This window comes from Streptomyces griseus, from assembly GCF_900460065.1.
In the GTDB taxonomy this organism is placed as follows: Bacteria; Actinomycetota; Actinomycetes; order Streptomycetales; family Streptomycetaceae; genus Streptomyces; species Streptomyces griseus.
On the sequence record NZ_UAVD01000029.1, the window covers coordinates 183,562 to 206,404 of the forward strand.

Here is a 22,843-nt window from a genome sequence, read left to right on the forward strand (position 1 = left end):
GTGTGCGGGAGGGCAGGTGGAGGGGGCCGTCGGGCCCGTGGGTCAGCTCTTGACCGAGCCGGCGGTCATGCCGCCGACCAGGTAGCGCTGGAGGAACATGAAGGCGACGATCACCGGGACGGAGACCACGAGCGAGGCGGCCATCAACTGGGGCCAGGCGGTCTGGAACTCGCCGATGTAGGTGGAGACGAGCCCGGGGGGCAGGGTCTGCTTCTCCTTGTCGGCCAGGGTCAGCGCGAAGATGAAGTCGTTCCAGCCGCGTACGAAGGCGAAGAGGCCGGCGGCGATCATCCCCGGAGCGGCCAGTGGGGCCACGATGGAGTGCAGCGTCCGCCACCGGGACGCGCCGTCGATGGACGCCGCCTCCAGCAGCGCGTCCGGGATGGTGTCGAAGATCCCCTTCAGCATCCAGACGCACAGCGGCATGGTGAACGTGGTGAAGGAGAGCACCAGGGCGGTGTAGGTGTTGAGCATGCCGAAGCTGGAGAAGACGGTGTACAGCGTCACCAGCAGAAGCGCTTGGGGGAACATCTGGGAGGCCAGCACCAGGTGCATGAGCGACCGCCGCCCCCGGTAGCGGAACTTGGAGAACGAGTAGCCCATGTACGTGGCGACGACCACGCTCAGCACGGCGGTGATCGAGGCCACGACGAGCGAGTTGACCAGATAGCTGATCAGCTGGTCGTTCTCGGCCAGGGCCGTGAAGTTGCCGAGGGTGAGATCGGTGGGGATGAGCTTCGGCGGGAACTGGAAGGTCGACTCGGGGGTGCTCAGGGCGGTGGCGAGCAGCCAGTAGACCGGCAGCAGGCCGAAGGCGCCGATCACGACGACCGCGCTCCAGGCGGCGATCCGCGACCGCAGCAGGTCCTTGCGCATACGGCGCCGGGGACCGCGTCCGGCCGGTGCGGCGGCGGACGGGCGGGGCCGCTCGACGGTGGTCGGCGGGGGAGAGGTGGTGGTGGTCATCAGGCGTCGCCCTTCCGCTCGGTGATCCTGAGGTAGACGACGACGAGGAGGAGCAGGAGCAGCATCCACAGTCCGCCGAGCGCGGTGGCGCGGCCGATGTCGAAGCCCTTGAACGCGGTCTGGTAGACGGCGGTCGCGAACGTCTCGGTGGTGCCGGCGGGGCCGCCGCCGGTGAGGACGTAGATGGTGTCGAAGTGCTGGAAGTTCCAGATGAACTCCAGCAGCAGCACGATCGAGGCGACCCCCCGGATCTGCGGCCAGGTGACGGCGAAGAAGCGCCGGATCGAGCCGGCCCCGTCCATCGACGCCGCCTCGTGCAACTCCTTGGGCACGGTCTGCAGACCGGCCAGGAGCATCACCATCATCCAGGGGAAGCTGGCCCAGGTCTTGGTGACGATGACGGCGAGCATCGCGGTGCCCGGCTGGCCGAGCCAGGCCACCGACTCCTCGATGAGACCGGCCTTCACGAGGACGCCGTTGAGCACTCCGTAGTTGGCGTTGAAGATCCACATCCAGAGGAAGGAGACCACGACGCCCGGAATCACCCAGGGGAACAGGAACAGTCCGCGCAGGAATCCGCTGCCTCTGAGCCCGGTGTTGAGCGCGAGGGCGAGCGCGAAGCCGATGGTGAACGGTGCGAGCGTCGCGCCGATGGTGAAGATCAGCGTCTGCTCGAGGATGGTGAGGAGGTCACCGTTCAGCCAGTGGGCGAAGTTGTCCAGGCCGACGAACTCCCGGCCCGGCAGTCGAAGGTCCTGCTTGAAGAAGCCGGTGAACAGGGCCGACAGCAGCGGGTAGAAGATGATCGCCGCGAACAGGGCGAGCCCCGGTGCGGTCAGCAGCAGGGCGAACGCACCGTTGGAGAGCCGTCCCCCGGTCCGCTGGCGGGGCGGGGGCGCCTTCTGGGGAGGTGCGGCCGTACTCATGGGTCTGTCCTCTCAAAGGGTGGCGGGAGCGCCGGGGCCCTGCGTGAACGTCCTGCCACTCCGGTGAATGCAAGTTGCAGCATGCGGGATCGTTCTCCATATCGTGCGATTGCGTCAACCCTTTTGGTCAATGAATCGCCGGTTCTGTCGGGGCCGGCGAACGCGTCCTGCCTGCATCGAACGTGCATGTCGGCTCGTGGCGACCGGTCAGGGGTCAGGTCGGCCGCCGCCATCGGAACCTACAGCGATTCCCACTGGCTGAACAGTGGTTGCACGATATGGATGTGATGTACGTTCGAGGTCACCCGCCGTGGCGGGGAGTATCCGAGCTTCACATCGAGGAGGCCGCACCGTGCGGGAAGAAGAGGCCCATTACGACATCGCCGTGATCGGCGGTGGGCTGGCGGGGACCTGCGCGGCCATAGCCGCGGCCCGGCTCGGCCGGCGTGTCGCCCTGGTGAACAACCGGCCCGTCCTGGGCGGCAACGCCAGCAGCGAGATCCGCGTCTGGGTCTGCGGCGCCTCCGCACACGGTGTGCACCGCTGGGCCCGCGAGACCGGAATCATGGGCGAGCTGTACACCGAGAACCAGTACCGCAACCCGGAGGGGAACCCCTACTACTGGGACCAGGTCGTCCTCGACGCCGTACGCGCCGAACCGAACATCGACCTCTACCTCAACACCGACGTACGCGAGGTCGACGCGAGCGGCCCCGAGGACAGCCGCGAGGTGCACTCCTGCACCGGCTGGATGATGGGATCGGAGCGCCGCATCACCTTCCACGCGCGCCAGTTCCTCGACTGCACCGGGGACGGCCTGCTCGGTCACCTCGCCGGGGCCCGCCACCGCGTCGGCCGGGAGTCGCGGGCCGAGTTCGACGAGCCCTGGGCGCCCGACGAGGCGGACGGGGCGCTGCTCGGCTCGACGATCCTCTTCCACACCAAGGACACGGGCCGGCCGGTGAAGTTCGTAGCGCCCGCCCACGCCAAGGACCTGTCGGACACGCCCATCCTGCGCAACCGCGTCCTGCGCACCGGCGACAACGGGTGCGACTACTGGTGGATCGAGTGGGGCGGCGAACTCGACACCGTCCACGACAACGAGCGCATCCGCGACGAGCTCCAGTCCGTGATCATGGGCATCTGGGACCACATCAAGAACTCCGGCCGCTTCCCCGACGCGGCGAACCTCACCCTGGAATGGGTCGGCAGCCTCCCCGGCAAGCGCGAGTACCGCCGCTTCCTCGGCGACTACGTACTCACCCAGCGGGACATCCTCCAGCAGCGCCAGTTCGAGGACCGGATCGCCTTCGGCGGCTGGTCCGTCGACCTCCACCCCGTCCAGGGCATGTACGCCGACGAGCCCGGCGCGCGCCAGCGGTACGCCGACGGCATCTTCCACATCCCGCTGCGCTCCCTCTACTCGGCGAACGTCACGAACCTGCACTTCGCCGGGCGCAACATCTCCGCCACCCACATCGCCTTCGGGGCCACCCGCGTCATGGCCACCTGTGCGACGCTCGGCGAGGCCGCCGGCACCGCCGCGGCCCTGTGCGTCGCCGAGGGGCTCACGCCGCGGCAACTCGCCACCGAACGGCCGGAGCTGGTGCGCCGCACCCTGCTGCGCCAGGACGCGTCCGTGATCGGCCTCGTGGACGAGGACCCCGGCAACCTCGCCCGCACGGCCCGGGTCACCGCCTCCTCCTGGCTGACCCGGCTCGGCGCCGAACCGACCGAGGACGCGCCCGGCGCCCCCTACCCGCTCACCCGCGACCTCGCCGTGCTGCTGCCGGTCGATCCCGCGCTCGACACGGTCGACCTGCTCGTCCACGGCGCCCCGGACGGCCGGTCCCGGGAACTCACCGTGGAGCTGTGGGGCACGGGCCACCCCGAGAACGCGGTCCCCGTCGACCGGCTCCTCACCACCACGGTCACCGTCCCGCCCGGCGGCCCCCACTGGGTCACGGCCCGTCTCGACCACCACCCCGATACCCCCGGCAACGCGATCCTCACCGTGCGGGCCTGCGCGGACACGGCCCTGGTGCTCCTCCCCGAACGCGCCCACGGCGTCCTCGCGTTGCGCAGGAAGGCGGAGGGGGACGCGGCCGTCGACCACGACATCCCGGAGGAGGACGGCCAGCTGGTCCTGGAGTGGCAGGCCCGCGGGCTGCGTCGGCAGACCTTCGCCTTCCGGGCGGCCCCCCGCACCGCGGCGTTCCACCCCGAGCGGGCCGTGGGCGGATACCAGCGCCCCTACGGCGGTCCGCAGATGTGGTCCTCGGCGTCCCGGGGCGATGCCCAGTGGCTCCGGCTGGACTGGGACGACGAGCGGGAACTCACCGAGATCCGCCTGGTGTTCGACGACGACGTCGACGAGTACCTCAACAACCTGCACCGCCACCGCACCCCGTACGAGGTCATGCCGGAGCTCGTACGCGACTACCGGGTCCAGAGCCGCGACGCCGCCGGAGCGTGGCACACCCTCCTCACGGTGACGGACAACCGGCGCCGCCACCGCGTGCACGCGCTGTCGGCCGCGGACGGCGGCCCCGTACGCACCGGCGCGCTGCGGCTCGTGGTCGACGCGACGCACGGGGCGCGGCACGCCCACGTGATCGCCTTCAAGGCGTACGGCGCCTGACCGCACGCCGAAGGGCCGGTGGAGACCGACCGCATCGGTCTCCACCGGCCCTTCGCCGTGGGGGTCAGAGCGCCCCGAGCGCCTGACTGATCGCGTCGGCGGCCTCGATGACCTCGCGCACGAGGGCGAGACGCTGCGCCTCGGCGTCCGAGCGGTCACCGAGGACCGAGGTCGGGCCCCAGAGGGAGATGGCGGCGACGATGTCCCCCGAGGCGTCGCGCACGGGCGCGGCCAGGGACGCGCGGCCCAGGGCCCGCTCCTCGGCCTCGACCGCGTAGCCGGTGCGCCGGACGGTCTCGATCTCGGTGTCCAGGTGGTCGTGGCTGGTGGTCGTGTACTCGGTGTGCGCTGCGAGAGGGTCGCCCAGCAGCTTGCGGCGCTCCTTCGAGGTGAGGCCGGTGAGCAGGCACTTGCCGATGCTCGTCGCGTGCAGCGGCGCGGTGTGGCCCGCCTGCGTGTAGGACTTGGGCGCCCGGGTGCCCTCGAAGTTGCACAGGAACATCAGCTCGCTGTCCCGGCGTACGGCCGCGTTCGCGCCGAGTCCGGTGCGGGTGGCGAGGCCCTGGAGCACCATGCGGGAGGCCCGGTGCACGGGGTGGCGGTTGGCGGCGGTGGCGGCCAGGGGGAGCAGGCCGAGGCTGAGCCGGTAGAGGTTGCTGACCGGATCGCGTTCGACCATGTCCAGGCGTTCCAGGGTGGACAGCAGACGCGAGGTGGTCGACGATCCCAGTCCGGTGAGCTCGGCGACGTCGGAGACACGGAGTTCGGGCCGGCCCGAGTCAAGTGCGCGCAGCACCGAGACTGCTCGTTCGACGCTCTGGTTCGTCCCGACATCAGTAGCCCGCGTGGCCATGACCCTCCTTGCTTTGCAAATCTCTTGCACTATCTGCATCACCCTATCGCGCATGATCGGCGCCCGTACCTGAATTCGCCACCGCGATGGTTCCGTTCCACCGACACCCCGCGGGCCGGGGGCCGGTGGAACGGGAGTGCGGGCCGTCCGGTCACGTCCGGAGGGACAGGAACTGGCGCTGGGCCTCCTCCAGCGCCGCGGTCTCGGCCCGCTCGCCGGGGTGGTCGAAGTGCCCGGCCCGCAGGACGACGAGTTCCCGCGGTCCGGCCAGCGCGTTGTGCACCGCGAACTGCCCCGGCGGGGGCACCGAGGGGTCGAACAGGGCCGCGCCCACGTGTACGGGTATCCGGAGATGCCGGGCGGCCGTCGCGGCGTCGAAGTAGGCCAGGACGTCCAGCACCGAGGGGTCCTCGGCGAGCCGCGCGCGCACGGACTCCCCGCTGCCCGTGCACGGGAGCGTCACCCGGAGAGGGTGGTTGCCGAAGGTCGGCACGGTGAGGCCGGCGGCGCGGAAGCGGTCGTCCCAGGGGAGTGCCAGCGCTCCGATGCCGCCGCCGAAGCTCGTGCCCAGGTAGGTGAGCCGTCCGGAAGTCTCCGGCACCAGGCTGCTCAGCGCCGTGGCCGCGCACCAGACGTCCGCCACGCATCCGCCGATGACGTAGGACTCCCGGGCCTCGATGCCGTGGAGCACGTGTCCCGCCGACCTCGGGGCGACGCCGGGCAGCAGGCTCCGCGTTCCGAGCCCGCGCAGGCAGGGCCAGATCGTCGCGGTCCCCGGCGGGGCCTGCCGGGGGTCCGGGGCCGCACGGCCCCCGTATCCGTGGGTGGACACGCACCCCCGTGTGACGTGCCCGTCGGCGGGAACGGTCAGCCACCCGCCGATCCGGACGCCGTCGACGGACGTGTACGAGATGTCGGCGACCCGGACGCCGTCCACCGTGGTCCAGGGTCCCTCGATCCGGGGCGCGGGGTCGACGCGCAGCGCACGCGCGTGGCGCTCCCGCCAGAAGTCGGCGAAGTCCTCCGGGCCGGGCGGGGCCTCCACCGTGAGGAGGCGCGGGAGGTCGTGGCCGTGGGTCGGATCGAAGGGGAAGGTGTGGTGGAGGGGGTGGAGTCCGGTGCCGTCGGACGTCAGCGGATGGGTGGACAAGGTCTCTCCTTGCTCGGTGACGAGGTGATCGCACGCCCGCCCGCGACCGATCTCGGCGCGATGCACGCCGAGACGCGGGGACAGGGGCCACGAGCCGTGTCCCGGAGGGAGCGGGGGCCGAACGGTGCGCGGGCAGGGTCCGGCCGCCGTCGGTCCCTCGTTCGCTCTCCCGGCTCTGGGCCGGGCAGGCGCGGGCAGCCGGCAGCAGCGTGGGGTGAGGGCCGCCCGCCGGGCTCGGTCGGGGCGACGTGCGCGTGAACGATGCCGGTACCGGGTGGGAAGCGGCTTCACCCCGCTCCGTCACCGAGTGAGGCCCGAGAGCCTCGCGGTGCCCGCCGACGGAATCCCGTCGTGATCATCGTCCGCGCGACCATACGGTGATTCACCCGCGGGGCGCAACAGGCCCCTGGCCTCTTCCGGCGGAACGAAGACAGCGTTCTTCGTTCCGCCGGAAGCGGCCAGGGGTGACGAGGGGCGCCTCGGCCGGCGGCTTTGCCGGCCGAGGCGCCCCAACCGGCCGCCGGCGCGGGGCCGTCCGTCCGCCGGAACGCGGTCCGCGCCGAGGTGCCGGGGCCCTGCCTCAGGCGAGCAGCTTCGCCTTCGCCCGCTCGTACTCCTCGGGGCTGAGCGCGCCCTTGTCCTTGAGTTCGGCGAGCTTCGCCAGATCCTTCACGTGGTCGCTGCCCCCGGAACCGCCCTGGCTCGTCGCGGCTTCGCGCACGTAGGTGCGGAACGCCGCCTCCGAGTCCTTGGCCAGCTTCTCGTCGCGTTCGTGCATGCTGCGACCGCGGACGATCAGATAGATCAGTACGCCCAGGTACGGCAGCAGGATGACGAGGATCAGCCACCCCGCCTTGGCCCAGCCGTTGAGCGAGTGGTCCCGGAAGAGGTCGGTGACGACCTTGAACAGCAGGAAGAACCACATGACCCAGAGGAACAGGTACAGCATGGTCAGAAAGACTTCCAGGAGCGGGTAGTCGTCCATGGGCCTACTCCCTGTCGCACGGCTGGTCCCTTATTCATACATTGGGTCCGGTTCGTCCGCATCTGAGGGAGTAAGGGGGCGTCCCCACGGAGAGGGCGGTGCGTCAGGCACGGCCCCCGTCGGGGGCGATCCGCAGCACGTGCGCGGGCGGGTGGACGATGCCCAGCTCCGGCCGCCAGGCCGCGAGGATCTGTGCGGACGGGTCGAACAGGGAGGACGGCAGTTCCTCGGGGGCGGTCCACCGCCAGGCGCTGATCAGATGCGGTTCGGTCACCTCGGGGTCACCGGAGGCGAGCCGCACGACGGCCGCCATGCTGACGCGGTTGATGCCGCCGATCACGTCGTGGACCATCGCGATGACCTCCACGGCCGCCTCGTCGACGGCCAGGCCGGTCTCCTCGCGCAGTTCCCGGGCGGCCGCGGCGGCGATCGACTCGTGCGTCGCGTCGACCTTCCCGCCCGGCAGCTCCCACGTACCGCTGTGGTGCCGGCCCAGCAGCACGCGCCCCCGGCCGTCCTCGACGATCACGCCGACCCCGAGGGCCGCCTGTGCCGCGGGCGGGCGGGTGTTGCGGGTGGGTTCGGTGACGGGCTCGGCTGACATGGTGCTGCATCTCCGCTCTCCGGGGCCGGGTCCGGACCACCGTAGCGAAGCGGCCGCGGCGGCGGTGGGGCGACCGCGCTCACGCGACCAGGCGCAGCGACCTCTCCGCGATGCCGAGCCGTACGCTCTGACCCCAGGTCAGCTCCAGGGCGTCGGACTCCATCCCGTCCCCGAAGACCACGAGCCGGTCCGACTCCACGGTCAGCCGCAGCCCCTGCCCGCGCCCCAGCTCGCCGGCCACCCTGGAGGTGCCGGTCGCCGGGGAGGGCCACGCCTCGCGCACGAACCACAGGAGGCGGGCGTCGCACGGTGCGGGCAGCGGCAGGGCGCCGCCGCGCTCCAGCCACAGCGAGCGGAGCCATCCGGTGGCCCCCGTGCCGGTGCCGACCAGTACCCCGGAGGAGGCCTGGGCCTCGCCGGGGGCGCTCTCGCCGTCGGGGCCCAGGCGGTAGCGGGCCGTCTGGTGGCCGGGCGGCCCGAGGTAGATCTCGTTCAGGGCGAGTAGGCGCTGCGTGTCGTCGGCCACGGCCTCGACCATGGTCAGCTCCTCGGCCTTCCCGCCGGCCGCCGTCGCGGCGCGCAGCAGGGCCGCCGCGTCGGCGCGGCGGTGGCGGACCAGGACGCCGGGATTGCGCCCCGGGTCGGTGTCGATGCCCACCACCGGCTGCCCGGACAGGTACTTCGCCGTGTTGGCGACCAGCCCGTCCTGGCCGACCACGACCACCACGTCCTCCGGGGCGAACAGGAAGCGGTCCAGGTCCGCCCGCTCCACCCGGGAGCTGCGCCAGGTGAGCGGCACGGCCGCGGCCACCTCCCGCAGTGCCTGCCGGGTGTCCTCGTGGCGACGGGCCACCTCGTCGATCGAGCGCCCCCGGCTGGACAGGAAGAACGCGGCCTGCCCGTGCGTCCCGTGCCGGGCGAGCAGTTCCTCGTACTCCGTCCGCCGGTGGACGACCACCGCCCGGGGCGCCAGGCTCACGCGCCCGCCCCGCCTTCCGGGCGGCCGAGCCTGGCGAGCAGACCGGTGAGGACGTCGGGGGAGAGGGTGATGCTCTCGACGCGCGGCAGGTTCTCCGCGAGCCGGGTCGCCGCCAGGGCGTGCAGCGTGGCCGGATCGGCCTCGCCGTGCACCCGCAGCCACGCGGCCTGCGCCTCGGCCCGGGCACCGCCCGTCTCCCGCGCCGCCTCGGCCTCCGCGCGGGCCAGGCGCACCGTGCGGGCCGCCGCCGCCTCGGTGCGTACGCCGTCGGCGGCGGCCTTCTCCTCGGCCTCGCGGCGGGCGTTGGTGCCGCGCTGGTCGACCAGCTGCTCCTCGCGCCGGGCCAGTTCGATCTGGCTGGCCAGCTCGTTCTCGGCGATGGCGCGTTCCCGCTCGACGGCCACGGCCCGCCGTTCATAGGTGGCCCGGTCCGCCTCCTGCTGGATCTGCTCGCGGGCCGGGGTGCGCAGGGCGCGCTCGACCTCGGCCTCCGGGCGGATCGCGACGACCCGCACGGCCACCACGTCGATGCCGGTGGCCGGGAGGCGGGGCTCGGCGGTGAGACCGGTGGCGACCCGTTCACGTACGGAGGCGACGCCGTCGACCAGGGCCGCCGCGAGCGGGGTGCGGGCCAGGACGTCCAGCGTGTGCTGCTGCGCGGTCTCCGTGAGGAGCGTGGCGATCTGTTCCAGCGGCGCGCCGCGCCAGCTCCCGGTGTCCGGGTCCACGGAGAAGTCGAGCCGGTTCGCCGCCTCGGCCGGATCGCTGATCCGGTAGGTGACGGTGGCCTGCACGGTGACGTCCTGGAAGTCGGCCGTACGGGCGTGGAACGCCATGGCCAGCTCCCGGTCGTCGACCGGCACCTCGGAGAGGGCCGCCGACAGCGACCGGTACCAGAAGCTGAGCCCCCGGCCGTCGTGGGCGAGCTTGCCGCGCGTGTGGTGGCGGATGTGGGCGGTGGGCGCGGAGCGCAGGTGTCGCCAGCCGAAGCGCCGGGTGATGTCGGCCATGATGAGGCCCCCCTTGATTTCGTCATGGCGACGATAAGGGGTGGCGCTATTAGAGTCAAGGTGACTATTAACGGGATCCGGGGCGGTGGGTGGCCCGGTACCTGGCCGGGATCTCGCCGCCTCCGTGCACGGCGAGGTCGGCGCCGTTGACGTACGAGGAGAGGTCGCACGCCAGCCAGAGGCAGGCCCGCGCCACGTCGTCGGGCTCGGCCGGCCGTCCCATCGGGACGAGGTCCGCCAGCGCGGCGAGGCCGTCGTCCCCGTACGGGGTCCCGGAGTTCTCGGTCCGGACGGGGCCGGCCGTGATGTGGTTGACCCGGACCCGCGGCGCCCATTCGAGAGCCAGGGCGCGGGTCAGCCCGAGCAGGCCCGCCTTGGCGGCGGAGTAGGCGGCGGTCCCCGGTTGCGGGTCGTGGGCGGAGACGCTGCCGATGTTGATGACACCCCCGCCGCCCGGCTGCTCCCGCATCACCAGGTTCGCCGCCTGTGCCGCGTAGAACGGGGCGAGGAGGTTGAGTGCGACCACCTTCTCGACGAAGCGCGGCGACACGGTCGCCGCGTCGGCGTCCGGAGAGCCGCCGGCGTTGTTCACGAGGGTGTCGAGCCGCCCGAACCGCTCGGCGGTGGCCGCGACGACGTCGGCCGCCGCCACCGGATCCCGCAGGTCGGCCGCCCGGAAGGCGGCCTCGCGTCCGTCCGTCGAAGGCAGGGTGGTCGGTGTCGTGCGTCCGCAGACCATGACGTCCGCGCCGCACGCCAGGAAGGCCCGCGCGATCGCGGCCCCCAGGCCCCTGGTGCCGCCGGTGACGAGCACGGCCCGTCCGGTGAGATCCATCGGGTGCGACTGGTCGTCCATGGTCGGCCCTCCCGGGGCAAAATCTACCAAGCGCTTGTTAGGTTCGGTAGAGGGAGGGGCGGGCCGGGGGGTGGCAGGGGTGTGCGTATACGGGCGGCCGGCGACCTCCGTGAGGTCGCCGGCCGCCCGGGTGGTGCGCCGCCCCCGTCCCCACGGTGCGGCGCGGGTGGACCGCCCCATCCGCTGGGGCGGGCGGTCCACGTCTGTCAGGACTCCGGCGCTCCCGCCGTGAGTCCGAGGCCCGGGAGGATCGCCCTCTCCGTGAACCCGGTCAGATACGCCGCGTCGGCGTAACGACCCTCCAGCAGCGGCCGGGCGCGCATCACGCCGAGCAACTGGGCCGCGACGAACGCCGCCCCCGGGAGGTCCGCCGCGATCTCGCCGCGCTCCTGGCCCCGCCGGACCATCGCGTCGATCGCCGCGACCTCCGGCAGGATCAGCGCCTCGCGCAGCGCGCACAGCAGCTCGGGGCTCTGGAGCGCGGCGTGGCTGAGGGCGTGCATCAGCGGGGTGTCGCTTCCCGAGGCCTCGCCGATCGCCCGCGCGGCCGCCAGCAGGTCCCCGGCCAGCGTCCCGGTGTCGATGTTCGTGAGCCGCATCCGCCGGGTGCCGTGCAGTGCGGCGACGACCAGCTCCGGCTTGGAGCCCCACTGCCGGTACAGCGTCGACTTCCCGCACCGTGTGCGCGCGGCCACGCCCTCCATCGTCAGCGACTCGTAACCGCTCTCCCGCAACAGCTCCAGCACCGCCCCGTAGAGCTCCTGCGCCCGCTCCGGGGTGATCTTCGAGCGGCGGGACATGGGGGCTGACTCCGGTGCTGACTCCTGTGCGGAACCGGGCGACGGCATGGGCTGTACCTCCTGCGGCGGTGCGGTGAGGTTCTCGATACGCCAGTGTACCGATACGCACGTGTACCGATACGACGCCGTATCGGTACACTGGCGTATCGATACGGCGTGGAGTTCACCGGGCCGTCCTGACACCGCTTCGCATCCAAGGGGGCACGGGTGACCTACGCCCGCACCGAGCCCACGGACCAGGAGCCGGACATACGTGCCCGACCGCCCCTCGTCCGCGAGTTCCTCCTCGTGGCCGGACTCTTCCTGGCCTACAAGTTCGGCCGGCGGGCCGCCAACGGGCACGTCGAGGAGGCGTTCCGCAACGCGGGGAACGTATGGGACCTCGAACGCGCCCTGCACCTCCCCGGTGAGGGCGCGGTCCAGGGGCTGCTGCTGCACAGCCAGCCCCTGATCCACGCGGCGAACACCTACTACGCGGCGGTGCACTTCCCCGCCACGGCCCTGTTCCTGGTCTGGCTGTACTGGCGCCGCCCCCGCCACTACGTCCGGTCGCGCCGCGTTCTCGCCGCGCTCACCGGCGCCGCCCTCGTGCTGCACCTGCTGTTCCCGCTGGCCCCGCCCCGGATGCTCCCCGTCGCCGGACTCGTCGACACCGGTCACGTGTACGGGCCGACGGTGTACGGGCAGACGCCCGCGACCGACACGATGGCCAACCAGTTCGCCGCGATGCCCTCGCTGCACGTCGGCTGGGCTCTGATGGTCGCCGTCGGACTGATCGGCGCCACCCGGTCCCGGTGGCGCCTGCTCTGGCTGCTGCACCCGGCGCTCACCCTGCTCGTCGTCGTGGGGACGGCGAACCACTACTGGCTGGACGCGGTCGTCGCCGCGGCGATGCTGGCCGTCGCCCTCGCCGCGTTCCGGCTGCCGCGGTCCGCCCGGACGGCCCCGGCGCGGCTGCCGGGGCCGGGCGTGCGGGGGAGCGGCAAGATGGCTCCGGTCCCGGCGTACGCGGGTGGTGGCTCCGGTACGTACGAGGACGGCGTGCGGCCTGCGATCTCCGAGGCGCCTGTGGCCTCCGGGGCATCCATCGGGGCCGCCCGATGAACGCCACGCTGCTCGCCGTCGCGCTCTCCCTCGTCTCGGCCGCCGCCTACGCGGCCGCCGCCGTGGCGCAGTCCCGGCTGGCCGGCCGGACCGACCCCGCCACCGGAGTCCTGCGGCTGCTGGGCCGGGGCGCCTGGTGGTCGGCGGTCGGCCTCAACGCCGCGGGCGCGCTGCTGCACGTCGCCGCGCTCAACTTCGGCCCGCTCACCCTGGTCCAGCCGCTGGGCGCGCTCACCCTCGTCGTCGCCGTCCCGCTCGGCGCGCGCGCCGCCGGACGCCGCGTGGGCCGCACCGAGTGGCGCGGCACGGCCCTGACCCTGCTCGGCCTCGGCGCGCTGCTCCTGACCGCGGGCGGCTCCGCGCCCCACCAGACGCTCAGCCTTCCCGAGGCGCTGGGCGTGGGCGCGGCGACCATGGCGGTCGTCGCCGGACTCAGCCGGCCCGGGGCCCGCCCGGGGCTGCGGCACGCGGCGGCTTCCGGGATCACCTCCGGCGTCGCCTCCGCGCTCACCCAGACCCTCACCGTCGCGGTCACCGACCACTCCGGCGGCCCGCTGTTCAGCTGGCGGCTGCTGACGGTGGCCCTGCTCGTCTCCGCCTTCGCGATGGGCGGGCTGCTGCTCTCGCAGACCGCGTACCGGGGCGGGCTCGGCGCTCCGCTCGCGGTGGTCACCCTCGCCAACCCGGTCGCCGCCGCCGCGATCGGCCTGGCCCTGCTCGGAGAGCGGCTCCAGGGCGGGCCGGTCAGCCTGGTGCTCGCGCTCCTCGGCGCGGCGGCGGCCGTGCGCGGGGTGCTCCTCCTCAGCCGGGCCCAGGCGCGGAACACCGACCCGGACGCCCCGGCCGGGGCCCCCGCGCCGGGGGACCAGGTCCCCTCCAGGGTCGTCATCGGCAGCCCCCGTCGCGCGCAGGCCCCGCCCCCGGCGGGCGTCCCCGACCCCGTGCCCGCGCGGGCGAGCGGCTGACCGTCCGCCGAGCGGAAGAGGCCGGGCGCTGTCTCGTCCGAGCGCTCAGCCGTCCAGGTCGGCGATGGACCGGGTCAGCCAGCTGATCCAGAACGTCTCCAGATCGATGCCTCCGCGCAGCACCAGATACCGCAGCCGGTCCTCGTCCGACGTCGGCGCGGGGGTGAAGTTCCGCTCCTCGATCTCCCGGTACTCCGCCAACTGGCTTTCGTGCAGGGTGAGATGGCGGCGAAGTTCCGCGTCCATCCCCTCCGCGCCGACCACCGCCGCCGCCCGCATCCGCAGCAGGAGCGGATCGCGGACCGGCCGGGGATCCTCGGGGAGGGCCACCCAGGCCGCCAGTTCCTCGCGGCCCGCGGGCAGCACCTCGTACTCCTTCTTCTGCCCCCGGGCCGGCACCGCCGCGGGCAGCGCCCTGATCCGCCCGGCCTGCTCCAGTTTTCCCAGCTCGCGATAGATCTGCTGGTGCGTCGAGGACCAGAAGTAGCCGATCGACCGGTCGAACCGTCGGGTCAGCTCCAGACCCGAGGACGGCTTCTCCAGCAGAGCGGTGAGAATCGCGTGCGGCAGTGACATGGGGTGCATCCTAGGGACGTACGGAGACCGGGGGCGCACCGTCGTTCGCGGGCGCTCCCGGTCGCCTCGCGCCGGCGGGGATCACAGTGCCGCGGCGAGCTCCGTGCCCTGGCGGATGGCCCGCTTCGCGTCCAGTTCGGCAGCCACGTCCGCGCCGCCGATCAGATGGACCGGGACGGCCCCGGCGCGCAGCTCCTCGTACAGGTCGCGGCGCGGTTCCTGGCCCGCGCACAGCACCACCGTGTCCACCGGCAGCACCCGCCGCTCACCGTCCACGGTGAGGTGGAGGCCCTCGTCGTCGATGAGGTCGTAGGAGGCTCCGGCGATCATCTCGACGCCCCGGTGGCGCAGTTCGGTGCGGTGGATCCAGCCGGTCGTCCTGCCCAGCCCCGCGCCGACCTTGGTCGTCCTGCGCTGGATCAGATGGACCGTGCGCGGCGACTCGGGGCGCTCGGGGGCGCGCAGCCCGCCCCGGTCCTCGTACGCCGTGTCCACGCCCCACTGGCGGAAGAACGCGTCCGGGTCCAGGCTCGCCGCTTCGCCGCCGTCGGTCAGGAACTCCGCGACGTCGAAACCGATGCCGCCCGCGCCGACGATCGCGACCCGGTCGCCGACCGTCGCGCCGTCGCGCAGCACGTCCAGGTAGCTCAGGACCTTCGGGTGGTCCGTGCCGGGGATCGCCGGGGTACGCGGCTCGACGCCGGTGGCCAGCACGACCTCGTCGAAGCCGTCCAGGGTTGCGGCATCGGCCCGGGTGGAGAGCCGGACGTCGATGTCCAGTTCGGCCAGCCGCGTACGGAAGTAGCGCAGCGTCTCGTCGAACTCCTCCTTGCCCGGCACCCGGCGCGCCACGTTCAGCTGTCCGCCGATCTCGTCGGCCGTGTCGAACAGGGTCACCGTGTGCCCCCGCTCGGCCGCCGTCACCGAGCAGGCGAGACCCGCGGGACCCGCCCCGACCACGGCGACGCGCTTACGGGCCCGGGTCGGGCTCAGGACCAGCTCGGTCTCGTGGCAGGCGCGCGGATTGACCAGGCAGGAGGTGATCTGGAGGCTGAAGACGTGGTCCAGGCAGGCCTGGTTGCAGCCGATGCACGTGTTGATCGCGTCCGCCCGGCCCGCCGCCGCCTTCGCGACGAACTCCGGGTCGGCCAGGAACGGGCGGGCCATCGACACCAGGTCCGCCCGGCCGGAGGCGAGGATCTCCTCGGCGACCTCGGGGGTGTTGATGCGGTTGCTCGTCACCAGCGGCACGGAGACCGCGCCGCGCACCCGCTCGGTCACCCAGCTGAACGCGCCGCGCGGCACGGAGGTGGCGATGGTCGGGATCCGGGCCTCGTGCCAGCCGATGCCGGTGTTGATGATCGTCGCGCCCGCCGCCTCGATCTCCTTCGCGAGCGTCACGACCTCCTCCAGCGTCGAGCCGCCCGGCACCAGGTCCAGCATGGAGAGCCGGTAGATCAGGATGAAGTCGTCGCCGACCCGCTCGCGGACCCGGCGCACGATCTCGAGGGGGAGCCGGATGCGGTTCTCGTAGCTGCCGCCCCAGCGGTCGGTGCGGTGGTTGGTCGCGGAGACGATGAACTCGTTGATCAGATAGCCCTCGGAGCCCATGATCTCGACGCCGTCGTATCCGGCGAAGCGCGCCAGCTCCGCCGCCCGGACGAACTCCTCGATGGTCTCCTCGACCTGCTCACCGGTGAGCGCGTTCGGGACGAACCCGCTGATCGGCGCCTGGATCGCGCTCGGGGCCACCAGATCCGGGTGGTGCGCGTAGCGGCCGAAGTGCAGGATCTGCATCGCGATCCGGCCGCCCGCCGCGTGCACCGCCGAGGTGATCTCCCGGTGCTGTTCCGCCTCCGCCTCGGTCGTCATCTTGGCCCCGCCGGGGAAGGAGCAGGCCCGCTCGCTGGGGGCGATGCCGCCGGTGACCATGAGGCCGACGCCGCCCCGGGCGCGCTCGGCGTAGAAGGCGGCCATCCGCTCGAAGCCGCGCTCCGCCTCCTCCAGACCGATGTGCATCGATCCCATGAGCACCCGGTTGGGCAGGGTGGTGAACCCGAGGTCGAGGGGGCTCAGCAGGTTCGGGTACAGGCTCACGAGATCTCCTCCGCACAGGGCCGTCGGGTCAGTTGTAGACCACCGTCAACCCCTTATGCAACAAGTTGCACAATGATCTGTGTCGCACCCCTGCCCCGGGGCGACGGGCCCGTGCCACGGACGGCGTATCCGGCCGCGCCCGTGCGCCACCCGCCGACGAAAGTGGGATCCGTACCCGAAACCCCCCACCCCGGGAGTCCTCATGGTCTGCGTCAACCGGCGTGATCTCGGTCTGCTCGCGCTGCGCGTCGGAACCGGCGCGGTGCTCGCCGCCCACGGAACCCAGAAGCTGGCCGGCTGGTTCGGCGGCGGTGGCATCCAGGGCACCACGGCCGCGATGGAGGCGATGGGGTTCCACCCGCCCAAGCACAGCGCGGTGGCCGCCGGGCTCGGCGAGACGGGCGGCGGTGTCCTGCTCGCCCTCGGCCTCGCCACCCCGGCGGCGGGCGCGGCGGCGGCCGGGGCGATGGCCGGCGCGGTGGCCGTGCACGCTCCGGCGGGCTTCTTCGCCCAGGGCGGCGGCTACGAGTACCCGGCGTTCCTCGGTTTCACCGCGGCGGCCATCGGGCTGACCGGTCCCGGGCGCTACTCCGTGGACCACGTCACCTGCCACGTCTTCGACCGCGCCTGGATGGTCGCGCTGGCCTTCGCGGGCAGTGCGGTCGCCGCCGCCGCCGTGGTCGGCAAGCGCTCGAAGGCGCAGTCCGGGCAGGAGCGGGAGGAGTCCTGATGGGCGAGAACCCCTCCCGGGCCGCCGACCCGTCCGGCCCCGCCCCCTCTCGGCCGAGCGGCTTCGGGCAGGGGGACGCGCCGTGGCAGCGCTCCGACGGCCCGGCCGGCCCCGCTCCCGCCCCCGATCCGGACAGCCCCTGGGTGACCGGCGGGGTCCTCCTCGCCGGGTTCCTGATGCTCTGCCAGGGTGCCGTGGCGGCCCTGGAGGGCATCGCGGCCCTCGCCGGCAGCGACGTCTACGGGGACGTCGGACCCTACCTCTACCGGATCAGTCTCACCGGCTGGGGCTGGATCCACCTGGGCCTGGGCGTCTGCGTGGCCCTCACCGGGGCCGCGCTGCTCAAGGGGGCGGGCTGGGCGCGGGTGGCCGGCATCCTCTTCGCCTCCCTGAGCCTCTTCGCGCACTTCCTCTTCCTGCCGTACGCGCCCCTCTGGTCGACGATCGTCATCGCCCTGGCCCTCTTCGTCATCTGGGCCCTGGCCGCCTACCGGGACCCGGACCCGGCCTCCGCGACCGCTCCGCGCTGACCGTCCGCCCCCTCCCGGCTCAGGGCCCCCGGCCACCACGCCTTCGGCCCGATGTCCCGCACCAGCGCCGGGACCAGGAGCGACCGGACGACCAGCGTGTCCAGCAGGACGCCGAACGCCACGATGAACGCGATCTGGAGCAGGAACGCCAGCGGGATCACGCCCAGTGCGGCGAACGTGGCCGCCAGCACGACCCCCGCCGACGTGATGACCCCGCCGGTCGTGGTGAGCCCGCGCAGGATGCCCGCCCTGGTGCCGTGCCGCAGCGACTCCTCCCGGACCCGGGACATCAGGAAGATGTTGTAGTCGACGCCCAGGGCGACCAGGAACACGAACCCGTACAGCGGCACCGACGAGTCCGTGCCGCTGAAGCCGAACACATGGGTGAAGACCAGCGAGGAGATGCCCAGGGTGGCGAGGAAGTTCAGCGCCACGGTCGCCACGAGCAGCACCGGCATCAGCAGCGACCGCAGCAGGAAGACCAGGATCACCAGGATGATGACCAGCACCACCGGCACGATCAGCATGCGGTCGTCCTCGGCCGTCCGCTGGGTGTCGTACTGCTGCGCGGTGTAGCCGCCGACCAGGGCGTCCGAGCCGGGCACGGCGTGCACCGCGGTGCGCAGCGCGGCCACCGTCTCCTTGGCGTCGTCGCTGTCGGAGGCTGCCTTGAGGGTCGCGTCGATGCGGACCCTGCCGTCGACGACGAGCGGTTCGCCGCCCGGCCGCCCGCTCGCGCTCACCGGCGCCACGGAGGCCACCCCGTCGGTGCGCCCGGCCGCCTCGCCGACCTCCTTCACCCGGTCGGCCGCCGAGATGATCACGACCGGATTCCCCGAACCGCCGGGGAAGTGTTCGCCCAGCGTCTCCTGGGCGGCCACGGACGGGGCGTCGTTGACGAAGATCTCGTCGAGCGGAACGCCCTTGGACGTGAGCGTGGGGGCGAACGCCGCACAGGCGATCAGCGCCGCCAGGGTGATCGCCCAGACCTTGCGGGGCGCCCGGTCGACGAGGGCGGCCACCTTGTGCCAGATGCCGTTGCCGCCGGACACCTGGTCGTCGGCGGGCTTGGGCTTCGCCGGCCAGTAGGCCTTGCGCCCGAGCAGCACCAGGGCGGCGGGGAGGAAGGTGAGCGCGCTGAGGACCGAACAGACGATGCCGATCGCGCCCACCGGCCCGAGGGCCCGGTTGTTCGTCAGGTCGCTGAGCAACAGGGCGAGGAGGCCCGCCGCCACCGTCGCGGCACTGGCCGTGATCGGACCGAAGGACTCGCGCACCGCGATGCGCATCGCGGTGAAGCGGTCGCCGTGGAGGGCGAGCTCCTCCCGGAACCGGGCGGTGAGCAGCAGCGCGTAGTCCGTCGCCGCGCCGATCACCAGGATCGACAGAATCCCCTGTACCTGACCGTCCACGCGCACGATGTCGTGGTCGGCGAGGACGTAGACGATCGCACTGGACAGGGCGAGGGCGAACACGGCGCCCAGAATGATGACGAAGGGCAGCAGCACACTGCGGTAGACCAGCAGCAGGATCACGAGCACCGTGATCAGGGCGACCCCGAGGAGCAGCCCGTCGATGCCGGCGAAGGCGTCGGACAGGTCGGCCTGACTCGCGGCGGGCCCGGCGAGCTGGACCGTCGTGCCGGGCACGGACGAGCCCGCCTCATCGATCCTCTCCAGCACCGTGGGCAGTGTGTCCCCGAGCGAGGGGCTCAACTGCACGATGCCCTGGAGCGCGAGACCGTCCTTCGAGGGCAGCGCGGGGGAGGGGGTTCCGACGACGCCGTCGCTCCCGGCGAGCCCGGCGAGTGCGCCCGTGGCGGCCTCCCGCTGCTCGCCGCTCACCGGCGCGTCCTGCTCCGCCGAGGTCCAGACGACGATGACCGGCAGGGTCTCGTTCTGCTGGAACGCCTTCTGTGCCTCGATGACTTGCGTGGACTCCGCGTTCTGGGGCAGGAAAGCAGCCTGGTCGTTGGTGGCGACCTCGCCGAGCTTCCCGGCGAACGGGCCCAGCCCGCCGCCGACGCCGAGCCACGCGATCAGCAGCACGACGGGGACAAGCCAGCGGATCGACCGCGCGGAGCGTGCAGGGGTGGACATGTCTCTCCCGGGGGTGGAGATATCTCAGCAGTGAACAATCTCAATCGTTGAAATACATTACGGGACGGCTCGCGCGGACAGCCGCGGGGGGTGGCTTCGACGGCCGCCGGCCCTTCTCGCGGGGACGACCGCCCTGCCACGAGGTCGATCGCCTCCATGGACGCACCCGACCCGGCGGGGGCCTCAGCGACGCGCCGTGGGAACCTCGCCCAGCTCCTCGTTCATGGCGGAGAGGAAGCGCAGGACGGTCGCCAGCTCCGTCTCGCTGAAGCGCGCCCGGGCCCGTGCCGTGGCCTCGGCGAGCGGCATGAAGTAGTCGCGGGCGGCCGTCCGGGCGCTCGCCTCGTAGTACACGTGCACCACCCGGCGGTCGGTGCTCTCCCGGGCCCGCCGGACATGACCGGCCCGCTCCAGCCGGTCCAGACAGGCGGTCACCGCGCCGGAGGTGAGACCCAGGTGCTCGCGCAGCGCCCCCGGAGTGAGGGGAGTGGGGGCGTCCAGGATGGCCGCCAGTGCGCTCACGTCCGTGGGATGAAGCTGCTGGCTCGCCGCGAAGCCGTGGGTCATCCGGTTGATCTCGCCGTTCATCCGGCGGAGCTCCACCGCGAACGCCTGGAGGTCCGCGAGCGGCGCCCCGGGTTCCGGGGCGCCGCTGCGGGTCGGTCGGTCGTCGGCGCTGGTCACGCTCTCAGCGTATAGAACGGACGCGCGGGGACCGTGTCCGGACCGCCGCGCCGGGCCCGGACCCCGCGCGGGGTCCGGGCCCGGCGCGACGGTCTCGACCGTGACCGCGGGACGGCCACTACGACGGCGGCATGAGCACGGTGTCGACCAGGTTCACCGTGGCGTTGGCCGTCGGCACATTGCCGCAGACGATCTTCGAGGAGTCGTTCACCGTGAACTCGGTGCCCGAACCCTTCGTCGTCAGGTCGCTGCCCTCCAGCGTCTTGAAGGTGCCGTTCTCCATCTGCTGGGTCGTGACCTTCTCGCCCACCACGTGGTACGTCAGCACCTTGGTGAGCTCGGCCTTGTTGTTGAGGAGTGCCTCCAGGTCGGCCTTCGGGAGCTTCTCGAAGGCGGCGTTGGTCGGCGCGAACACCGTGATGTCCTTCGCGTTGTTGAGCGTGTCCACCAGACCCGCTTTCTTCACCGCGCTGACGAGGGTGGAGAGTTCGGGGTTGTTGGACGCGGCGGTGGCGACCGGGTCCTTCGCCATGCCCTCCAGGCTGCCCGCGCCCTCCTTCGGTACGGAGGAGCAGGCGGGGCCGTACGGCTCGGCAGGCGCCTCGGCCTGGGCCTGCGGAGCGAAGAACGCCAGAGAGGCGGGAAAGGCCAGTGCCGCGGCGGCCGCCACGGTGCGCTGCAGACGGGTGGTCGTCATGATGTTTCTCCTCCGGCGTGCGGGGGGTGGGACTTCTCCTTGCCTCCCACGCTGACGCGTCTTCGTCCGAACCGCTCGCCGCGTCGTTTCTGCGTCGAAAACGACCCTCGGGCACGCTCATGACATTGATCGGCCGGACCGGGGCAACCGGGATGCATGAATACCCGATCGGTAACAGCGCAGGGACGCGGCCAGGCGAGACGAGCCGCGAACAGCACAGCGATGGAGGCGGGAGCCCGCGCGGGCTTCGTGGCCCGTGGGGTGATCTACGTTCTGGTGGGCGCCCTGGCCCTGCAGATCGCCCTGTCCGGAGGCGGCGGCAAACAGGCCGACCGGGGCGGCGCGATCGGTGAGATAGCCGAGAAGCCCTTCGGGAAGATCCTGCTGTGGGTGCTGGGCATCGCCCTGGTGGGGATGGCGCTCTGGCGCCTCTCCGAGGCCGTGTTCGGCTCCGTCGGCCCCGACGGCCGCAAGCCCACCAAGCGGGCCATGGCGGCGGGCCGTGCCGTCTTCTACGGGTTCGTCGCCTACTCGGTGCTCTCCTTCGCCGCCGGTGACTCGGGCAGCGGGGGCGGATCGTCGGACCAGCAGTCCAAGGACATCACCGCCAAGGCGCTCGCCTGGCCCGGAGGCCAGTGGATCGTCGGGATCGCGGGCGTGGGCGTGGCCTGTGCCGGTCTGTGGATCGCGGGCCGGGCGCTCCTGCGGAAGTACCACAAGCACCTGAAGCTGTCCGAGATGTCCAAGCGGGTCCGCCAGGCGGTCGACTTCACCGGAGTCTTCGGCGGTACGGCGCGCGGCATCGTGTTCGCCACGGCCGGCGGGTTCGCGGTCGCCGCCGCGGTCAAGCACCAGCCTGACCAGTCCAAGGGCATGGACGACACCCTGCGCTCGTTCACCGACACCCCCGTCGGCCCGTGGCTCCTGGTGGTCATCGCCGTCGGGCTGATCGCCTTCGGCGTCTTCTCCTGGTTCAACGGCCGCTACCGCAAGGTCTGAGCCCCGCTCCGCCCGAGCTGTCCGCCCGCCGCCGCGCTCCTGCGGGCGGCGGCGGCCTCACGGTCCGCCTGTTCCGGGTGGCGGCGGCGCCAGTACGGATTGTCGTGCGGCAGCCCGCCCGTCACCCGCCCGTACATGCCGAACGTCAGGATCAGCAGCCCCATCACGAAGCTGAAGACGACGTTCGGCATCCCGAAGTCCAGGATGTTCGCGGGCCGGTCCAGGATGAAGAGGTGGCCGAAGCCGCTCAGCAGGAACAGCGTCCCGATCGTCATGTTCAGCGTGGACGCGACGTTCCCGCCCACCGCGGCGCCGGCGATGAGCAGCCCGCCGACGACCACCGAGATCAGGCTCAGCAGCCCGTTGGACGACAGCCCGGCGATGTGATCGCCGCTGGTGTCGAAGAAGGCCAGCTGACTCGTGAAGCCGAGGATGCCGAAGGCCACCAGGATGGCGCCGCAGAGGCCCGCGCCGATCCGGTACACCTTCGCCAGCCGGTGATCGACGGGGAGTTCGTCGCTCAGTTTCATGGCCGTCTCCTGTCCGTCCTGCCGAGGGTCGGGGCGGGATGATGCGGTGCGTGGGGGCGCCC

22 protein-coding genes are annotated in these 22,843 nt (G+C 72.5%); 6 read left to right on the top strand and 16 right to left on the bottom strand.

Going from position 1 to position 22,843, the window contains the following annotated elements:
- Positions 1-42 precede the first annotated feature (42 nt).
- Together DTB53_RS20710 and DTB53_RS20715 are read right to left on the bottom strand one after the other, a co-directional pair.
- Complete coding sequence (locus DTB53_RS20710) at positions 43-966, bottom strand: carbohydrate ABC transporter permease (protein ID WP_003964732.1); 924 nt, start codon at positions 964-966, stop codon at positions 43-45.
- A complete protein-coding gene (locus DTB53_RS20715) occupies positions 966-1,892 on the bottom strand; it encodes a carbohydrate ABC transporter permease (RefSeq protein ID WP_012378108.1) in 927 nt (308 codons plus the stop codon). The genes DTB53_RS20710 and DTB53_RS20715 overlap by 1 nt, the downstream gene beginning before the upstream one ends.
- 352 nt (positions 1,893-2,244) lie before the next feature.
- Here DTB53_RS20715 and DTB53_RS20720 point away from each other — a divergent pair, with 352 nt between their 5' ends.
- The gene (locus tag DTB53_RS20720) at positions 2,245-4,533 is read left to right on the top strand and encodes an FAD-dependent oxidoreductase (RefSeq protein ID WP_012378107.1); all 2,289 of its coding nucleotides are present in this window, start codon (positions 2,245-2,247) and stop codon (positions 4,531-4,533) included.
- A 64-nt stretch (positions 4,534-4,597) separates the two neighbouring features.
- On the opposite strand, the gene DTB53_RS20725 is transcribed toward DTB53_RS20720, so the two are convergent.
- The 8 genes from DTB53_RS20725 to DTB53_RS20760 all read right to left on the bottom strand — a co-directional run bounded on the left by DTB53_RS20725 (position 4,598) and on the right by DTB53_RS20760 (position 11,818).
- Positions 4,598-5,386, bottom strand: a complete 789-nt coding sequence (locus DTB53_RS20725) for an IclR family transcriptional regulator (protein ID WP_003964729.1) — start codon at positions 5,384-5,386, stop codon at positions 4,598-4,600.
- Positions 5,387-5,537: 151 nt separating this feature from the next.
- The gene (locus DTB53_RS20730; protein WP_042495581.1) at positions 5,538-6,536 is read right to left on the bottom strand and encodes an acetylxylan esterase; all 999 of its coding nucleotides are present in this window, start codon (positions 6,534-6,536) and stop codon (positions 5,538-5,540) included.
- A gap of 580 nt (positions 6,537-7,116) precedes the next feature.
- Positions 7,117-7,521 carry an SHOCT domain-containing protein gene (locus DTB53_RS20735; protein WP_012378105.1) on the bottom strand — a complete coding sequence of 135 codons (405 nt, stop codon included), beginning with the start codon at positions 7,519-7,521 and terminating at the stop codon, positions 7,117-7,119.
- A 103-nt stretch (positions 7,522-7,624) separates the two neighbouring features.
- Positions 7,625-8,125, bottom strand: coding sequence for a nucleotide triphosphate diphosphatase NUDT15 (locus DTB53_RS20740; RefSeq protein WP_003964726.1), 501 nt, complete (start codon positions 8,123-8,125; stop codon positions 7,625-7,627).
- Positions 8,126-8,204: 79 nt separating this feature from the next.
- Positions 8,205-9,104: a hypothetical protein gene (locus DTB53_RS20745; protein ID WP_003964725.1), complete on the bottom strand. Its 900-nt coding sequence runs from the start codon at positions 9,102-9,104 to the stop codon at positions 8,205-8,207.
- A complete protein-coding gene (locus DTB53_RS20750; RefSeq protein ID WP_012378104.1) occupies positions 9,101-10,114 on the bottom strand; it encodes an SPFH domain-containing protein in 1,014 nt (337 codons plus the stop codon). Before DTB53_RS20750 ends, DTB53_RS20745 begins: the two co-directional genes overlap by 4 nt.
- 67 nt (positions 10,115-10,181) lie before the next feature.
- Positions 10,182-10,970, bottom strand: coding sequence for an SDR family oxidoreductase (locus tag DTB53_RS20755; RefSeq protein WP_012378103.1), 789 nt, complete (start codon positions 10,968-10,970; stop codon positions 10,182-10,184).
- 206 nt (positions 10,971-11,176) lie between these two features.
- Positions 11,177-11,818: a TetR/AcrR family transcriptional regulator gene (locus tag DTB53_RS20760; RefSeq protein WP_012378102.1), complete on the bottom strand. Its 642-nt coding sequence runs from the start codon at positions 11,816-11,818 to the stop codon at positions 11,177-11,179.
- A gap of 159 nt (positions 11,819-11,977) precedes the next feature.
- Between DTB53_RS20760 and DTB53_RS20765 the strand changes: the two genes are divergently transcribed.
- Positions 11,978-12,874, top strand: coding sequence for a phosphatase PAP2 family protein (locus tag DTB53_RS20765; protein ID WP_012378101.1), 897 nt, complete (start codon positions 11,978-11,980; stop codon positions 12,872-12,874).
- Positions 12,871-13,839, top strand: a complete 969-nt coding sequence (locus tag DTB53_RS20770) for a DMT family transporter (RefSeq protein ID WP_012378100.1) — start codon at positions 12,871-12,873, stop codon at positions 13,837-13,839. Before DTB53_RS20765 ends, DTB53_RS20770 begins: the two co-directional genes overlap by 4 nt.
- A gap of 45 nt (positions 13,840-13,884) precedes the next feature.
- Here DTB53_RS20770 and DTB53_RS20775 read toward each other — a convergent pair whose 3' ends face one another.
- Positions 13,885-14,415 (bottom strand): PadR family transcriptional regulator, encoded by a 531-nt coding sequence (locus tag DTB53_RS20775; RefSeq protein WP_012378099.1) that lies wholly within the window; start codon positions 14,413-14,415, stop codon positions 13,885-13,887.
- 81 nt (positions 14,416-14,496) lie between these two features.
- On the bottom strand, positions 14,497-16,512 hold the full coding sequence (locus DTB53_RS20780) for an NADPH-dependent 2,4-dienoyl-CoA reductase (RefSeq protein WP_012378098.1): 2,016 nt from the start codon (positions 16,510-16,512) through the stop codon (positions 14,497-14,499).
- 202 nt (positions 16,513-16,714) lie between these two features.
- Here DTB53_RS20780 and DTB53_RS20785 point away from each other — a divergent pair, with 202 nt between their 5' ends.
- Both DTB53_RS20785 and DTB53_RS20790 read left to right on the top strand, forming a co-directional pair.
- Positions 16,715-17,242 (top strand): DoxX family protein, encoded by a 528-nt coding sequence (locus DTB53_RS20785; protein WP_012378097.1) that lies wholly within the window; start codon positions 16,715-16,717, stop codon positions 17,240-17,242.
- Positions 17,242-17,772, top strand: coding sequence for a DUF7144 family membrane protein (locus tag DTB53_RS20790; RefSeq protein WP_012378096.1), 531 nt, complete (start codon positions 17,242-17,244; stop codon positions 17,770-17,772). Before DTB53_RS20785 ends, DTB53_RS20790 begins: the two co-directional genes overlap by 1 nt.
- On the opposite strand, the gene DTB53_RS20795 is transcribed toward DTB53_RS20790, so the two are convergent.
- The 3 genes from DTB53_RS20795 to DTB53_RS20805 all read right to left on the bottom strand — a co-directional run bounded on the left by DTB53_RS20795 (position 17,730) and on the right by DTB53_RS20805 (position 21,252).
- Complete coding sequence (locus DTB53_RS20795) at positions 17,730-19,871, bottom strand: MMPL family transporter (protein ID WP_012378095.1); 2,142 nt, start codon at positions 19,869-19,871, stop codon at positions 17,730-17,732. The genes DTB53_RS20790 and DTB53_RS20795 overlap by 43 nt on opposite strands.
- Before the next feature lie 183 nt (positions 19,872-20,054).
- Positions 20,055-20,555, bottom strand: coding sequence for a MarR family winged helix-turn-helix transcriptional regulator (locus DTB53_RS20800; RefSeq protein ID WP_003964714.1), 501 nt, complete (start codon positions 20,553-20,555; stop codon positions 20,055-20,057).
- 118 nt (positions 20,556-20,673) lie between these two features.
- Entirely contained in the window at positions 20,674-21,252 is a 579-nt protein-coding gene (locus tag DTB53_RS20805) for a fasciclin domain-containing protein (RefSeq protein ID WP_012378094.1), read from the bottom strand.
- A 156-nt stretch (positions 21,253-21,408) separates the two neighbouring features.
- Here DTB53_RS20805 and DTB53_RS20810 point away from each other — a divergent pair, with 156 nt between their 5' ends.
- The gene (locus DTB53_RS20810) at positions 21,409-22,251 is read left to right on the top strand and encodes a DUF1206 domain-containing protein (RefSeq protein WP_012378093.1); all 843 of its coding nucleotides are present in this window, start codon (positions 21,409-21,411) and stop codon (positions 22,249-22,251) included.
- On the opposite strand, the gene DTB53_RS20815 is transcribed toward DTB53_RS20810, so the two are convergent.
- A complete protein-coding gene (locus DTB53_RS20815) occupies positions 22,236-22,781 on the bottom strand; it encodes a DUF4383 domain-containing protein (protein WP_003964711.1) in 546 nt (181 codons plus the stop codon). The genes DTB53_RS20810 and DTB53_RS20815 overlap by 16 nt on opposite strands.
- Between the last annotated feature and the right edge of the window lie 62 nt (positions 22,782-22,843).